At 36.6% G+C, this 15,532-nt stretch carries 20 protein-coding genes; 12 read left to right on the top strand and 8 right to left on the bottom strand.

The window, feature by feature from the left end:
- Nucleotides 1–577: 577 nt before the first annotated feature.
- The 6 genes from FNN09_RS11205 to FNN09_RS11180 form a co-directional block, all read right to left on the bottom strand.
- Nucleotides 578–886, bottom strand: coding sequence for a HigA family addiction module antitoxin (locus FNN09_RS11205; RefSeq protein ID WP_143302447.1), 309 nt, complete (start codon nucleotides 884–886; stop codon nucleotides 578–580).
- A gap of 12 nt (nucleotides 887–898) precedes the next feature.
- The gene (locus tag FNN09_RS11200) at nucleotides 899–1,180 is read right to left on the bottom strand and encodes a type II toxin-antitoxin system RelE/ParE family toxin (RefSeq protein ID WP_143302446.1); all 282 of its coding nucleotides are present in this window, start codon (nucleotides 1,178–1,180) and stop codon (nucleotides 899–901) included.
- Nucleotides 1,181–1,385: 205 nt separating this feature from the next.
- On the bottom strand, nucleotides 1,386–1,625 hold the full coding sequence (locus FNN09_RS11195; RefSeq protein ID WP_143302445.1) for a tRNA pseudouridine synthase A: 240 nt from the start codon (nucleotides 1,623–1,625) through the stop codon (nucleotides 1,386–1,388).
- A 473-nt stretch (nucleotides 1,626–2,098) separates the two neighbouring features.
- Nucleotides 2,099–2,707, bottom strand: coding sequence for a Uma2 family endonuclease (locus FNN09_RS11190; protein ID WP_143302444.1), 609 nt, complete (start codon nucleotides 2,705–2,707; stop codon nucleotides 2,099–2,101).
- A gap of 196 nt (nucleotides 2,708–2,903) precedes the next feature.
- Nucleotides 2,904–3,152 carry a hypothetical protein gene (locus tag FNN09_RS11185; RefSeq protein ID WP_143302443.1) on the bottom strand — a complete coding sequence of 83 codons (249 nt, stop codon included), beginning with the start codon at nucleotides 3,150–3,152 and terminating at the stop codon, nucleotides 2,904–2,906.
- 969 nt (nucleotides 3,153–4,121) lie between these two features.
- Nucleotides 4,122–5,405, bottom strand: a complete 1,284-nt coding sequence (locus FNN09_RS11180; protein WP_143302442.1) for a nucleotide sugar dehydrogenase — start codon at nucleotides 5,403–5,405, stop codon at nucleotides 4,122–4,124.
- A 3,023-nt stretch (nucleotides 5,406–8,428) separates the two neighbouring features.
- Here FNN09_RS11180 and FNN09_RS11175 point away from each other — a divergent pair.
- The 12 genes from FNN09_RS11175 (at nucleotide 8,429) to FNN09_RS11125 (ending at nucleotide 14,378) form a co-directional block, all read left to right on the top strand.
- Entirely contained in the window at nucleotides 8,429–9,007 is a 579-nt protein-coding gene (locus FNN09_RS11175) for a hypothetical protein (protein ID WP_143302441.1), read from the top strand.
- A gap of 89 nt (nucleotides 9,008–9,096) precedes the next feature.
- Entirely contained in the window at nucleotides 9,097–10,221 is a 1,125-nt protein-coding gene (locus tag FNN09_RS11170; protein WP_143302440.1) for a hypothetical protein, read from the top strand.
- Nucleotides 10,218–10,520, top strand: coding sequence for a hypothetical protein (locus tag FNN09_RS11165; RefSeq protein ID WP_143302439.1), 303 nt, complete (start codon nucleotides 10,218–10,220; stop codon nucleotides 10,518–10,520). The genes FNN09_RS11170 and FNN09_RS11165 overlap by 4 nt, the downstream gene beginning before the upstream one ends.
- Nucleotides 10,521–10,581: 61 nt before the next feature.
- On the top strand, nucleotides 10,582–10,788 hold the full coding sequence (locus FNN09_RS11160) for a hypothetical protein (protein WP_143302438.1): 207 nt from the start codon (nucleotides 10,582–10,584) through the stop codon (nucleotides 10,786–10,788).
- Nucleotides 10,789–10,891: 103 nt separating this feature from the next.
- A complete protein-coding gene (locus tag FNN09_RS11155) occupies nucleotides 10,892–11,581 on the top strand; it encodes a hypothetical protein (RefSeq protein WP_143302437.1) in 690 nt (229 codons plus the stop codon).
- Between the two features lie 12 nt (nucleotides 11,582–11,593).
- Complete coding sequence (locus tag FNN09_RS11150; protein ID WP_143302436.1) at nucleotides 11,594–12,178, top strand: hypothetical protein; 585 nt, start codon at nucleotides 11,594–11,596, stop codon at nucleotides 12,176–12,178.
- A gap of 2 nt (nucleotides 12,179–12,180) precedes the next feature.
- On the top strand, nucleotides 12,181–12,570 hold the full coding sequence (locus FNN09_RS11145) for a hypothetical protein (protein WP_143302435.1): 390 nt from the start codon (nucleotides 12,181–12,183) through the stop codon (nucleotides 12,568–12,570).
- Between the two features lie 6 nt (nucleotides 12,571–12,576).
- The gene (locus tag FNN09_RS21145; RefSeq protein ID WP_185968968.1) at nucleotides 12,577–12,723 is read left to right on the top strand and encodes a hypothetical protein; all 147 of its coding nucleotides are present in this window, start codon (nucleotides 12,577–12,579) and stop codon (nucleotides 12,721–12,723) included.
- Nucleotides 12,713–13,234 carry a hypothetical protein gene (locus FNN09_RS11140; protein ID WP_143302434.1) on the top strand — a complete coding sequence of 174 codons (522 nt, stop codon included), beginning with the start codon at nucleotides 12,713–12,715 and terminating at the stop codon, nucleotides 13,232–13,234. Before FNN09_RS21145 ends, FNN09_RS11140 begins: the two co-directional genes overlap by 11 nt.
- Nucleotides 13,219–13,617, top strand: coding sequence for a hypothetical protein (locus FNN09_RS11135; protein WP_143302433.1), 399 nt, complete (start codon nucleotides 13,219–13,221; stop codon nucleotides 13,615–13,617). The genes FNN09_RS11140 and FNN09_RS11135 overlap by 16 nt, the downstream gene beginning before the upstream one ends.
- Nucleotides 13,618–13,702: 85 nt before the next feature.
- Nucleotides 13,703–13,897 (top strand): hypothetical protein, encoded by a 195-nt coding sequence (locus FNN09_RS11130; RefSeq protein WP_143302432.1) that lies wholly within the window; start codon nucleotides 13,703–13,705, stop codon nucleotides 13,895–13,897.
- Between the two features lie 13 nt (nucleotides 13,898–13,910).
- The gene (locus FNN09_RS11125) at nucleotides 13,911–14,378 is read left to right on the top strand and encodes a hypothetical protein (protein ID WP_143302431.1); all 468 of its coding nucleotides are present in this window, start codon (nucleotides 13,911–13,913) and stop codon (nucleotides 14,376–14,378) included.
- 157 nt (nucleotides 14,379–14,535) lie between these two features.
- Here the strand turns inward: FNN09_RS11125 and FNN09_RS11120 are convergent, their stop codons facing one another.
- Both FNN09_RS11120 and FNN09_RS11115 read right to left on the bottom strand, forming a co-directional pair.
- Nucleotides 14,536–14,886 carry a hypothetical protein gene (locus FNN09_RS11120; RefSeq protein ID WP_143302430.1) on the bottom strand — a complete coding sequence of 117 codons (351 nt, stop codon included), beginning with the start codon at nucleotides 14,884–14,886 and terminating at the stop codon, nucleotides 14,536–14,538.
- Nucleotides 14,887–14,898: 12 nt separating this feature from the next.
- Nucleotides 14,899–15,450 carry a hypothetical protein gene (locus FNN09_RS11115; protein WP_143302429.1) on the bottom strand — a complete coding sequence of 184 codons (552 nt, stop codon included), beginning with the start codon at nucleotides 15,448–15,450 and terminating at the stop codon, nucleotides 14,899–14,901.
- Nucleotides 15,451–15,532 lie beyond the last annotated feature (82 nt).

The raw sequence follows: 15,532 nt of genomic DNA, 5'->3' as shown, positions 1-15,532 counted from the left end.
GGTTAAAATAGGAACCGCAGATTAAAAAGGATTACTGATTGGCAGCTTGCTTAAATAAGTCCGAAGTGCTATGTCCGTAGTCCAGTGTTTTTTTGTCTAAAAGCGAAGCTGTCTAGCATCTAAAAGCATAGCGTTCTCATCCCTCACTTCTCTTCTCTTTTTTTTGTCCGCAGGACTTGTTCCGTTATGCGGAATTACGCAGATTTAAAAGGATTACTGATTAGCAGCTTCCCGAAGGGTCGGGACAAGTAAAATGATTTAAAGGATTGATTGCTGCGCAATTTGTTTGTTCAATTCTTTCCTCAACCTCAAGGGGGAGGTGCCGCAGGCGGAGGGGGTGTAACTCACCGCTCACTTCTTTTTTCTCCGTACTTCGAACTTAGTACTTCGGACTATTTTTAAGTATCAAGACATAAGATTATTTGCATGGTGGTTAAATATTGTCCGCAGAGAATGATGGGCACTGGGGGTGTATGATGTAGGGACGTTTGATAGATGATATTTTATTTATTATTGGTGTTCATGATTTTCGTTGCACTCCAATTCTTTGTGCTAATCTATGCGTCTCTCCGAATAACTAAATACGCTGTTGCTTAGCGTCTTTAATTTTACTAATTCGTATGAATAGTTCGCTATTAATAGATTTTTCTTCTTCAATATCGTAATCATCCTGAAGCCCCAACCAGAATTTTGCTGAATTACCAAAATAGGAAGATAGGCGCAAAGCTGTATCAGCTGTAATTCTTCTTTTTCCTTTAAGAATTTGTGAAATTCTTGTTTGCGGAATACCTATATCTTTTGATAAACGATAAGCCGATAAATCCATAGGAATTAGAAACTCTTCTTTCAATATTTCACCGGGATGTATGTTATTAAGTTTTTCCATGTTAAGTGTCAATTAATGATAATCAACGATTTCTACTTCGTAAGAGTGATTGTTAATCCATTGAAAAACTATTCTCCACTGGTTATTGATTCTAATACTATAGTAATCTTTAGCTTTTCCACTCAGCTTTTCTAGCCTATTGGAGGGCGGTATAAGTAAATCCTGAATATTTTGTGAGTTACTTAGCATTCTTAATTTTCTTCTTCCGATCTGTTGAATTTCGAGAGGAATGTTTTTTACTCGTTTTCCATTCCAGATTTTTTCCGTCCTCTTTGATCCAAATGATACTATCATACTAACCTTTTAAATTAGTAACGCCAAAGGTAAGTATATTAATTTAATTATTAAAATTCAATTAATTCTAATAATTTAAATCATTAGTTTGAAAAACCAATTCTTTACCATCTTTTTTTACTAATTGTAGCCATTTTATTGAGTCGTATAACTGATGTTCGTTTAAGTCCATTTGTATAAGATGGTTCAAGTATAAATACTTTCTTTAAAGATGACCTTCATGCTTCTTTAATTTCTTCTCCAATCTATCATCTAACTCATCTAAGGTGTAATATTCGGCTTTTCCTTCATTTATTTCATCTAGCTCTGCTTGCAGTTCAGCCTTAATTTTCAGGTATGAGCTATCCTCTGTTATCACTTCAATTTCATCTTTACTAAACTTACTTAATAACCAAATAAAATGCTTATAGGCTTTATCGTGTATTTTAATTTTGATAGTATGCATACAGTTTCTTCCTTTTATCTACATCTTAAAATACCTAAATTACATAATTTACCAATGCTATGCATAATGATATTTGTTATTGATTTGCTGCGCAATAGTTTGCTCATCTCTCACATCTCACCTCTTTTCTCTAATCTATTAGCAACTTGTTGCGATCTCTTATCTATTAGCGGAGCGTTCTCTTATCACTTTCTGCTCAAGCCGCAGTGGCTTCTACTTTTTCCTGCAGTCGCAAAAGTAGACAAAAGGTCCGCTGACTGCAGCACTCGATGACCTTTCTAAATTTTATTCGCTGAATGAAAAGAACTCTCCCGAAAAAATCGGGCTCAAACAGCTTTTCCTTCCACGCTCATTTCAATTGAAAGGTACCCATCTGCGTTGCTAAGGTCAGGGCTTACGAACTTATCTTACACCGCTCACTTCTTTTTTCTCCGTACTTCGGACTACTTTTTTAATATCAAGATGAACTATAATTAAATTCTCCTGTACTCTTCATCAGGCTCTTCCACGCGAGCTGGGAAAATATCATTTAAGTTTAATTTAAAGCCGGGCAGAATAGTACTTTGGACAATATCACCTTCTGTCATGGGTTTACTTGTTACATAGCTTCCCTTCGACAATACAAATACGCTTAATGTTCGTTCAAAGGGATGGATTATCCAATATTCATGTATGCCTGAACGTTCGTATAAGTCATATTTCTCGTGTAAATCTTTTTTAGCTGTTGAAGGAGAGATGATTTCCACCACCAAATCTGGTGCTCCATTGCAGCCTTTATCATCAATCTTTGACATATCACATACAACAGAAAGGTCGGGTTGCACGACTGTATGTACTGTTCCTTTGTCAATATCAAGTCGAACATCAAAAGGAGCGGGGAATACTTTACAGTTCTTAGCTTTCAAAAATTGGTGCAATTCCGCATTTAAAGCACTAAGCACTTCCTGATGCCTAGGAGAAGGAGCCGGCGACATTTTATATATACGTCCTTTAATTAACTCCACTCTGGTTTTAAATTGCCAGCTAAGGTAGTCTTTAAAGGTATATAGTTTGTTAATGTCGAGTTGGTTAATGTTGTTCATGTTTTTGAAATTAGTATCAAGTAGCAAGGTGAATTGCTAGGTATTTTAAGTTTCTATATCATTAAGTATTTTCCTCCACCTCAAGGGGGAGGGAGGTGTAAGGCTTAATAAGTCCCCACACGATCGGAGTCGTGCGGTAGCATGGGTATTGGCAAAATCTTTCTCAGCCATTGACGACCAAACGACAGTATAACTTTTAGTCATTGTTATACTTTGTTCTGTACCTGCTCAATACATCTTCGTTTGCTGTAAATTCACCATTATTTAACTCATCTATTGCTTTGTAAATACCTTTTTTCTGGATCTCACTAAGCTCATCCCACTGTTCGCTATTCACATGCTGTTTTGTATAATTACTGATTAGGCCGTATACCTCTTCAAGCATTGTACTGTCAAGCTTATCGATGTGCCTGAATAGTTTGAGTTTTAATTCTGCTGTATTCATAATTGCAAATTGATATAGAGATTATTATAGATGATGTAAAGATGTTCCCAATTCACATTGATTCACTGCGGGAAACTTTTTGTCCGCAGGACTTGTTCCGTTATGCGGAATTACGCAGATTTATAAGGATTACTGATTAGCAGCTTGCTTAAATAAGTCCGAAGTGCTATGTCCGTGGTCTAGTGTTTTTTGTCTAAAAGTGAAGCGGTCTAGCATCTAAAAGCATAGCGTTCTCATCTTTCACTTCTCTTATCTAAAAGCAACTTGTTGCGGTCACTTATCTATTCTGTTATCACTTTCTGCTCAAGCCGCAGTGGCTTCTACTTTTTCCTGCAGTCGCAAAAGTAGACAAAAGGTCCGCTGACTGCAGCACTCGATGACCTTTCTAAATTTTATTCGCTGAATGAAAAGAACTCTCCCGATAAAATAGGGCTCAAACAACTTTTCCTTCCACGCTCATTTCAATTGAAAGGTACCCATCTGCGTTACTGAGGTCAGGGCTTACGAACTTATCTTACACTTCTCTTTTTTTGTCCGCAGATTACACGGATTAAAAAGGATTACTGATAGGCAGCTTGCTAAAATAAGTCCGAAGTGCTATGTCCGTAGTCCAGTGTTTTTTTGTCTAAAAGCAACTTGTTGCGGTCTCATATCTATAAGCGTAGCGATCTCTTATCTATTCTTTTTTGTATACCACCCCGCCTTCGGCACCCCTCCTAAAATTCAGGTGGGGAATGATTGGCAGCTTGCTTAAATAAGTCCGAAGTGCTATGTCCGTAGTCCGGTGTTTTTTGTCTAAAAGCGAAGCGGTCTAGCATCTAAAAGCATAGCGTTCTAATCTCATTTTTCTCTTATCTAGAAGCGCAGCGATCTATTTTCTCACATCTCACCGCTCATCTCTTTTTCTCTTATCTACAAGCGTAGCGGTCTAGCATCTAGTAGCAGCTTGCTGCGTTCTTATGTCTCTACTTACAATCGTCCATCAACTAAATCCTCATCCCATACCGCTTTAATGTCGTAGACTACCGTGTTATCACCTTTTTTTAGTGAGGCTACATCGAGTGTTTTAAATTCGTTGTGTGCCACATTGAGCACAATGGCATCGTAGGCTTGGATGGAGTAGGAGTTGATTAATTCTAGTCCGTACTCGTGCTTTACTTCGGCTTTATCGGCCCATGGGTCATAGACATCAACAGTGCAACCATAGTCTGCCAGTTCGTTGATGACATCAATGGCCTTGGTATTCCGTATGTCAGGACAGTTCTCTTTAAAAGTCACACCCAAGCATAGGATGCTGCTCTGACTCACCGTTTGTCCCTTTTTAATCATGAGCTTAACAATTTGGGAGGCTACCCAGGCGCCCATGCCGTCGTTCATGCGTCGTCCGGCCAGTATAATCTCAGGGTTATAGCCGGCCTCCTGTGCTTTCTGTGCCAGGTAGTACGGGTCTACACCAATGCAGTGACCACCCACCAGTCCTGGTTTAAATGGCAGGAAGTTCCATTTGGTGCCGGCTGCCTCCAGTACGGCTTGTGTATCGATGTCGAGGTGCTCAAATATTTTGGCCAGCTCATTGACAAAGGCGATGTTAATGTCGCGCTGGCTGTTCTCAATCACTTTGGCTGCCTCGGCCACCTTGATAGATGGTGCTTTGTGAGTACCTGCCACGATCACCGATTGATAGAGCTGGTCCACCTTGTCGGCCACTTCTGGTGTTGAGCCTGAGGTCACTTTTAATATTTTCGTTAGCGTATGTTCCTTATCACCTGGATTAATACGTTCAGGAGAGTAACCGACAAAGAAATCACTGTTGTACTTTAGTCCTGATACTTGCTCAAGTACGGGTACGCATTCTTCTTCCGTTAGGCCGGGGTAAACCGTTGACTCATATATAACGATGTCGCCCTTTTTTAATAGTTTACCAATGGTCTCACTGGCTTTGATCAGTGGGGTAAGCACTGGGTGATTATTTTTATCGGTAGGAGTGGGCACTGTTACGATAAAGTAATTACAGTCGGCCATGGCCGCTGCCTGTGTGCTAAAAGAGATGCCGGCCTGTTTGGTGGAACTCTTAATCACTTCTTGTAAGTAATCATCCGTCACCTCCAGGGTACGGTCATGCCCCTTGGATAGTTCATCCACACGCTCCTGGTCGATATCGAAACCTACAGTAGGGTATAGCTTACCAAATTCTACGGCAAGGGGTAAGCCTACATAACCGAGGCCTATAATGGCTATTTTAGTGTTTTGCATGTTGCTTGCGAATTATTCTAATGAGTGCGAATTAGTCGTAATAAAAAGTATCAAGATGCTAGTATCAAGCCATAAGATTACTTGCATGGTGGTTAAATATTGTCCACAGATTGATTGGCAGCTTGGTTAAATAAGTCCGAAGTGCTAAGTCCGTAGTCCAGTGTTTTTTGTCTAAAAGTGAAGCGGTCTCATCTCTTTTTTTGTCCGCAGATAGCGCAGATTTAATATATTATACCACCCCGCCTTCGGCACCCCTCCTAAAATTCAGGTGGGGAATGATTGACAGCTTGTTTAAAATAGGTCCGAAGTGCTATGTCCGTAGTCCTGTGTTTTTTGTCTAAAAGTGAAGCGGTCTAGCATCTAAAAACATAGTGTTCTCATCTCTCATCGCTCACTTCTCATCTCTTTTTTCTCTTATCTATAAGCAACTTGTTGCCATCTCTTATCTATCAGCGTAGCGATCTCTTATCACTTTCTGCTCTAGCCGCAGGGGCTCATACTTTCTCCTACAGTTGAGAAAGTATGCAAAGAATCCGCTGACTGCAGCACTCGATGACCTTTCTAATTTTATTCGCTGAATGAAAAGAACTCTCCCGACAAAATCGGGCTCAAACAACTTTTCCTTCCACGCTCATTTCAATTGAAAGGTGCCCATCTGCGTTGCTGAGGTCAGGACTTACTAACTTATCATCAATTTTGATGACCTTTTTCCACAGCTTCGCCTCCTCAGTCACATGGTGCGAGATAATATGCGTGTAAATTATGGCCTATAGGTGCTTGTTGGCATCTTATTAAACCTAACTTTGCTGTATACTTTATAAAAGGGGATAGGGTTACTTCAATTTCCAAGCCATGAAGCCTAAGCTTGTATTAACACTTGTTAATGAGAACACTAAGATTTTGTACCCAATCACTTATTTACAATATGATAAATAAATAATCCGGTCGATTCCTGTACTCTGATTAAACCTTGATCATTAAAGAAAATACCTGTCCAATACCTTTCATCAAAAGCACAGCAAATTTACTAAAAAAAAGAGTTCCTAAACGTTAGTGCTAGTAGAATTCAAGCTTAGCTTGTGTAATTAAGTGAAGAATGAAATACATAATAATTCAATAAAGCTAAAGCCAATGGATTTTATTATTATTTATTTTAATAATAATGTGTGAGTTAGGAATTGATTAACAGTTTGTAGACGATCAATAAGCGCATTTAATATTTGCTTTAAAATGGTTTTATAAATTATGGAGGAATTACCTAAAATTAAATCATCTGTATGGAAGAAACTACATTAAAGTAACACAAGTAATTTGCGGCTATTTTTGCATTGACATGATTTATCTTACCAGATGGGTTTTCCTTTTTTCATCGCAAAAAAGGAAAAATAAAAAGCTAGTCCCATTTATGCTTCCATGCGCTCTTAGGGTTAATGAGTTTCATAAACAAAGTAGGGCAAGCCCCTTGTGTTATCCCTAGTGCCGGGCTGGCACATCCTTTTCAAAAAAGGATGCAAAACCTGATTGAAAGAGGTGATTGCTACACACCAGAGATGGATTTATTGTTTCATGCTTAAGGCTATCGCCTTGCAATTGATTCAGATGAGTAAGTTTTTATAGGTCTTCACGATTTCCACTTCGTTCCAATTGCGCAACATCCACTCTTATCACTGGCTTTCAATCGTTCGAAACCTTGTTTCGATTGGAGCGGGTAGCTCAGCATAATGAATAAGCTCTGCTGGCTTATTATACCAAATGAATAAAAAAATGATTGATAAAGCATTCTGTTTCGGCATTATTTAATGGATTAATTAGTTTGTTACCCTTCATTTTTGGCTATCCACCTTGCCCCACTCGAAATGCAATTTCGACAGTGCGGTGGCCTGTTCCATTGGCGGGCATGCGAAGGCGTGAATAATGATTAATTTAATTGAACATCAAAGGGGCTTGACCTACTTTGATTGTAAAATTGATTAATCATTAAAGCGGGAGGTAGCATCAATGGGACTAGCATTTTGTTTCTTTTTGGGCGATGCAAAAGAAAGGAAAACCATCTTACAAAACAGGGTATTTCGTTGCTTCCTTTCGTTACAAATTATTATTAATCCACAGAAATATCCTATGATCCATTATGGTAAGCAAATATACAAGACTTGACAAGATAATTAACATAAGCTAAGGGATCAGAATTCCAACAATCCATTATTTGATATTCTGTACGGGTACGTTATAAATATGCGATTCTAAGGACCTTAAGGTTTTATCGATTTATTTTCAATAATGCCCTGGTATAATACCGTAATATCATCATCGTGACATTAGAAATGGAATGCACTAAAGGCGCTATTTTTTTGAGTAAACGGTATTAATCAATATCAATGTTGTTCTAAATAACGTGAGTTCGATGTAAGGAACAGGCTAACTCTTCTTAAAACTCCAATAATTCAGGCCCGAAAGGTCGACACATGTTAATTGTACTTGATATTATTTGAATGTGTCGGGCTTACAGCAGGGCAATTGCATTTAAAAATATTTTACGCGAAACTCGTCTCTTAAAGAGAAAAGAACTTGATTTTGCTCGAGCCGCAAGGGCTTTTACTTTCTTCCTTCAGCCGAAGAAAGTAAACAAAGAAGCCCGCCGACTGCACCACTCGCTTACCCACTAGTTTCTTTGTTTTGAGACAGAAAGAACTCCCTACGGTCATACAGCTTTCTGTCTATTCAAAATCAAAGAAAAGTGGGCCCCAAGCTACGTTGCTGATGTCGGATGCGTAACATGAAACCTTTGATTCTGAACTCACTAATCACAAAAGTTCAAGACTGCTTTTGCAATTAATTCGTAGTAATAGATTTGGCATATATATAATGTCATAAAAATATAACCCTCTGTATCAATACATTATCGAGTCCTATATTTGATATTATGTTATTTTTATATATTCTTGCAAAATAGATAGTGGATTTCTCAGTACAAGTTCTGAACGATTGTAACCAGTCGAAAATATCCACTACTCGACGTTTGCAGAATGAAAAAAATTGAGCTTAAATACTATTCTAAAACTGACGATATATATACCGTCAGGCTTGGTAATGGTCTTGAATTTGAGTTCAAACAAGAAAAACAAGCACAGGCATTTTTAAGGAAAACATCTAAGAATCTTACAGAACAATTGACTTTTATAAATCATGTTTATTCTCAGATGTTCTTGACTTACAGACAAAACTACTTGCTATTTGCGCCTAACTCAGGAAAACGCCAAGCAAACATATTTCAAGCAGAAAGAAATATAAACGATTATTTTACAGGCGTTGCCAGTTCGCTAAACAAATCAGTTTGGATGAGTAACACGAAAAATGGTAACTATATCGTGTTTAGTGCTTTCTATTATTGCATTTATGCATTTAGAAACGTTTGTGCTGAATTAAATTTACTTGTTGAACGTCAGAAACTTACAACCCTAAAGTATCAACTAATTAACTACCACAATGAAATTAACCTGATTGAAAGAAACCTTAACGAATACGAACAAATAAAAGCTGTACGCATGTCTAATCGTGCTCGGTACGATGATATAAACTCAGTAACAATGGCAAGGGTGGTTTAAAGACTACCTTTTTTTATGAAAAATTACGGGGTTAAGCTCCCCTATTCATAGGCTTGTCAATACGCCCACAACTTCAAAAACGTCATTCAATGAACTTAGAACCAACAATATTAGATAACGGACTTATAAAAATGCCTTGTTTGTCTGTCTCTCCTACCGCTATTACTGCCTATACACGTCTAATGGATTTCAACGGTAATTTTAAAACTTGGAATACTGGTATTAAACCACCCTGTGAGAATCGTGAGAAAGGTTTTATTTCGAAGAAAGGACAAAAATCCCTTGAGCGTGCAATTTATTGGTTTTTATATTCAGTTGATCCAAACATTGTTAACACTGGAAAGGGTAAGGAAAAAATTACATTCCTTACACTAACATTACCCAGTAAACAAGTTCACGGTGATAAGGAAATTAAGGATAAATGTTTAAAGCAGTTCCTTACCGAAATACGTTCAGATTATAAGGTAACCAAGTTCATTTGGAAAGCTGAGAAACAAGCACAAGGACAATTACACTTTCACATATTACTAGATAAGTTTCTGCCAGTTAAAGAGGTAAAGCAAAAATGGAATAGGATTTTAAATAAGCTTGGCTATGTGTACGAATATCACAAAAAGATGAGCCGTTTGGAATGGTCAGAATATAGAGAGTTAAGGTTGAAAGAAGTTAAAAGCAAACCAAGTGACAAGCAAAAAAATGCAATTCGTCAAGCGTTTAAAAATGGTGTTGCTTGTAACTGGATGAATCCCAATAGTGTTGATATTGAAAACTTGCGTAAAGTTGGGAACATTGCTGCATACTGTGCAAAGTATATGAGTAAAGAACATAAAGGTGTAGCAAAGGAAGTATTAAAAGTTGAGGGTCGTATATGGTTTTCAAGCCAGGCAGTTTCTAAAATGAAAAATTTACTACTGGTGTCTGCAGATGACCAAACTTACATTGAAGAATTTGCACAAATGTTAAAAGCTTATCAAACTACAAGTAAGGTTTATGAAGCTGAACATGCTTTAATGTTGGGTGTTCCTGTTGACCAGTTGCGTTATAAGGGTTTTAAAACTATTCCATACGAGTTTGACGAACATTGCAATGAAATATTTAATAGAGAAAGAAATATAAAACTATTTGAACAGCAAAAAACTATAAGCGTTCAGACTGTTGCTCCTGCTCCTGTTGAACTAGTTTCCACTATTGAACAATTAACACTAGGATTATGAAAGAAATTAGATTAGCAAAAGAGGATTTAACAGCACAGTTTTATAAAATGAACGGTTTACAGTTTAGTAATGTTTTTGGTGTTGTCCTCTCCTATTACAAAGATTCAAGGAATAGAGATAAGTTTAAACTGGAATGGTATGGAGTATTGAAAAATGAAATGTTTATACAAATGAATCAATTAAGCGTTAAAAGTGTGAATATCACTGACAAAACAATTGAGTTGGTTGTTTTTACAAACCTGTATAAATATTTGAAAGATGCTTCCGAAGTGATGAATTATATTAAAACATTACCATAATCAACTAATACGTAAGTTATTTGTGCTTTGCCAAATAACGATACAAATAAACTCTAATACTATGGAATTAACTAACAAGGATATTCAAGCGTTTTACGGATGTTGTAAGAGTACTGCGGTCGCTCGGATAAGAGAAATAAAAAACGGTTTGAAACTGCCATCTGATAAAAAACGTATTTTAATGATTCATTTAGCCAAATATGAGGGGTTAACAGTTGACGAATGTAAACAGGTCATAAAGCTAATGACAACACCAAAAAGAGCCTAAAAAGGACTAAAATAGATTACAAATGTATATAAACGAATAAGCGCCCCCTGTGGGTGCTTTTTTTTTGCTTTCGATTTAAAAATAACAATCAAAAGTAATTAAGATGAAAATTAAAACTATTACAGGCGTTAGCGAGTTTGATGGGCTTACAGTTAACAAACCAGTTGTTGGAATTATTGTAAAAGCAAATGTTGCTTTAGCTAATGAAACAATTGAAATTAAGCGCATTAATCAACACACTGGTGATAATGAAAGTATTTGCGCGCGTACTAAAATTACCGACTTAGCAGAAATTGCTGCACAAAAGAAAGGTTTCTATGTATCGAATGCTGCGGATTCATTAGTAATCATTGCCATTGCTAACGGTGGTTTGCGATTAGATACTGATAAGTATCTAGAATTAGAGTTCGGCTCTTTGAATGATACTAAAACGTATGAAATCTTTGGACTTGAAGACAACAATCTAGTTGAAAAAGGTTTTGCTTATCAGCGTTTTACTATTGGTAATGGTGAGGATTTGAAAAAGTATGTTATTGGTGATAACGAACTTTTAGCCATTCCTGTTACTGGTCTTGTTGGTTTAAAGGCTTGGGCGATGGATGGTGTTACTATGGAGTACACTCCTACCGAGTTAAAAGCGATTATGAACCTTGAAAATGATGTTGTAAAAACTGGCGGTGCCACTGTTCACGGATACGACAAATATTTTTTAGTGTCAATTGAGGACATTCGAGAGATAGAAATCGAAACAGATGGTAATACTTACCAGTTCTTCATGATTGATAAAAAGTAAGGGGGTTGTAATATGGGACTATTTAAAAAAGGTGGCTTCTTTGATAAGATTACAAGAGGCATAGATAAAGCAACAGGCGGTATTGCAAACCGTGTATTTAAAGCAGTTAAAAAACCTGCGATTGGTTTAGTAGGTGCTGCGCTTGCTCCTGTAACTGGTGGTGCATCCGTTGCGCTTGCTGCTGGTGCTATTTCCGTTATGGATAAAATTGGGGAAACTGGTGTTGGTAAAATTGCGGGTGCTGCTATCCGTGATGGCATTGTAAAATCCGATAAGATTGCAGAAACGGCTGCTAAAAATGGCGTTCGTGTTACCAAAAACGAAGTTCATGCAATCGCTAATGCTGTTAGTCAGGCAGCACAAGAGGAAACTGGGCGTGCGGTAAATGTTCAAAGTTTGTCTACTTCTGCCCCTAGCCGTGACGCATTGCGACCAATGAACGGTTTTGAGTTGTTCATGCAAAAAGTTAAGGCATATTTCAATCGTGCAAAGCGTTTTGTAGTTGACAATTGGGTTTGGTTCGCTGTGCCTTTGGCGTTAGTGGCATTAGTTTATTTATTCATCCGACTTACGGGTCGTAAAAAGTGGAGGGTTTAAAAATGGCTCAAAGATTTTATAATATGCCTACTGGTTATTTGCCACAAGGCTATCAACAGCATTACAATCCAAATCAAAGGTTTGTACAACAGCCAAAAAGTAAACGCTCAGGCGCTAAACTTGGCACAGATAAGAAAAGTAGACCTGTTGTTACTGCTTGGAATAAAAGCAAAAGCCGCGGTTTCATTAAAATGGTAGCGATACCTTGTAATAAAACCAAGACTAAAAGCCCTAATTCTGATAAGTGGGTAGCGACTGTAACTTTTCCTGATGGGAAAAAAACGTTTACAGCTTTCTGGAATGTGAACACAAAAAAGCTAACTATTCCCGATTTGGAAATGGTTGCTAATCCATCCAAAAATTACTTTGGAACATTTGTAAAACGTAGATAATTAAATATGAAGTTCATTAACGCAATTATGAACGGTATAAGCAAAGCGGAAACTGCATTCCGCTTTGTTCGTTCTATGGAAAAAGGACTAAAAGCCTTTAAAGCAGAATTTGAGGGAAACAAACCAATTGAAATTGTAAACGATGAGAATTAAGTGGTACATATGGGTTTTAATTGCACTAGGTGTAATATTATTACCATTTGGGGGGTTCTTGTTGTTTCCATTAATTAAAATGAAGTTGAGTAAAAAGCCAGTTCAAACTGGTTCGGATGCTGTAAGGGGGCAAAGAAATAAAAACCCTTTTAACCTCCGTGTTAGTCTGAACGCTTGGCGTGGTAAGATTACAGAAAACAAACAAGACGAAGAATTTGAGGAGTTTGAGAATTATCTGTATGGTTTACGTGCTGGACTTATTAACATTAGAACACACATAGGCAGAGGAAAAAACACGCTTACTTTATTAATGAATACGCTTTCCCCTAAACATGAAAATCCAACTAATAACTTTATCCAGTTTATATGTGATTCGTCAGGACTTGGAGCAAATGAAGTGTTTGTATTTGATAAAGAAACAGCCTTTAAAATTGCCGTTCCAATTGTCAAGTTTGAAAGTGATTACAAGCTAACGCAATCAGAATTTAAAGAAGTATGGGAACTATTGTAAAGCTGCTTAAAAAATGGTGGTGGGTTCTTCTTCTTCCATTTGTTTTGCTTTTGAAGCCTTGGGACTGGTTGTCTAGCCGTGTTAATCGTAGCTTTTACGAAAAAGTAGCGAATGCCTGTTATGAAGCAATGACTATTTATGGCACTAAAGAAGATGTGTTACTAAACCAGTTAAGCGAATTGAGTAAAAGCGAATTGATAGGCGTTTATGATGCGTTCGGTGCAAGGTATTACAGTAACCATTTAGGTATTGGTGTTCCAAATACTGATTTATTAGGTTCTGCGCTTGACTTGTTCGGATGGTTTTCACACGAACTGGAAAGAAAAGAAAAAAGCCAAATGCGTGATATTTGGCTTAAAAGTGGCTTAAAACTAACGTTTTGATTTTCCTTTTTTAAAACCTAGATGGTAAACAAAAGCTAATAAGGCTATTATGAAAAGAAATGATGTAATGTAAAAGCTAGTCATGATGAAAAATTTTATAAATAAAACATTTGTTTTTACTGCTGAACTCTTTAGCGGTGGAACAATATTAACAATTTTCAACGATGAAACAATTTTCGAAATTATCAGCGAACTTAAAAACATTGGTGTTCTTATCGCTGTGCACCTTATTTCTAACGGTTTCCGTTGGATGTACAAAAGAATTAGTAAAACCAAGTAAAATTGAAAAAGAGATGAATAAGGACTTAGAAATAGACATAGCTAGTCTTAGTAAAGGGCAGTTTCAAGAATTAGCAAAAGACTTGTTAGCATCTGACCGTGTTCGGGTTGAACCGTTTACAAAGTTTAGTGAAAAGTTTTGGACGGTTGGCACTGGTGCAAGTAATCACAAGGATATACTTATGCCTGTTGATAATCAGATTTGGTATGTGCAAAAAATATGGGTTCGAGGTGGTTATTATATAGATAATGGATATCAGGAAAAGTATGAAAATGTAACAGTATCAGCTACTTTAAACGGTACAATAACAGCACAAGACCAACATTTATATGTTAATGGCGTTGGTTTAAGTGAGGGGTTTATTGCTAATTATTTACGATTGTTTGGAGATGATGGTGATGTAGCCAATTTAGAAGAATCGGACATGGTTGGTTCTAAAGGTTCGTATGCTATAATAGGGTGGAAAGCTACGCTGTATTAAACTGATTTATTATAAAATCTATAAAGACCTATTCTAAATAAGAGTAGGTCTTCATGGGTTTTGATGATTTGGAAAAATTAGGTGGTACGCACTTAATGTTCTAAGGCTTTAAAGCTTATCCTTATTAAAAAAGAAACCCGCTTAGGCGGGTTTTTATTTATTCTAAATCTAAAATTTCATTAAAGAAATCTAGATTCTTTTTCTCTATATTATTGAAAATAGAATTATATAATGTTTGTAATAAACTGAAAAAAGATTCATTTGACTCAGTGTCAATATCTATAACAACCTCATTATCATGCTTTAGTATCTTGAAGTAATAAGTTTCTTCCTCCCATGGGCCATCTGTAACAGCCTGAATGATAGTTGTAAATTTAGTGTTTGTCTTATTAATACTACTCCAGATATATGTAGTGGGATTAGTTTTTCTCCAACCTATTTTGCCTTCATTTGTGTGTTTAATTAATACCTCTATATTATCTAAGTATTTTTCATATATATTATTCATAGCTATTTAGTTTTAAAGTTTATCAATCGCTCTTTGCTCAAGAAGTCCTATTAGTTCTGCAAGTTTACCGTTTAAATCCGAAAAATGACCTTCGGTAGCATTAAAAATTATAAACGCAGGTGTTTCATCTTGACTGGTCTTTGTTGGTCTAACACCATTTAATGACTTTCTTGTATTGTCTAAAACAGCCAAGATAGATTTAATTAAATCAGAATACTCTTGATCTGACTTATATACTGAAACAACTCTTCTAATTCTTCTGTTCAATTCATTATAAATATCACGAACGGATTGATAGCTATAGCCTGAATTTATGTTATCAAGCTTCTGTGTCAGCTCGGTTAATTCAATAGTAATACTCTGTGTTTTAACCGTTTTACCTGCTTCATTTGCAGCATTCTTTGCTTTTTTAGCCTCCAAATAGGCCATAATTGAGAAACCTATACTAACTAATCCAACTACTAAAGCAATATAGAAATCACCAGTTTCCCAATAGGGTGTATCTATTGTTGCAATATTTTCTCCTAGTTGATTAATCCATATTTTGCATGAATCTGTTTCCATTAATTAATAATTTGCGTTAGCACTCAATAAAAAAAGGGAAATTTTATCAATCCCCCAATATACATTCCAATTCGTACACAAA

This window comes from Carboxylicivirga sp. M1479 (assembly GCF_007097485.1).
Lineage (GTDB): Bacteria > Bacteroidota > Bacteroidia > Bacteroidales > Marinilabiliaceae > Carboxylicivirga.
This window is presented reverse-complemented; position numbering and strand designations above follow the sequence as displayed.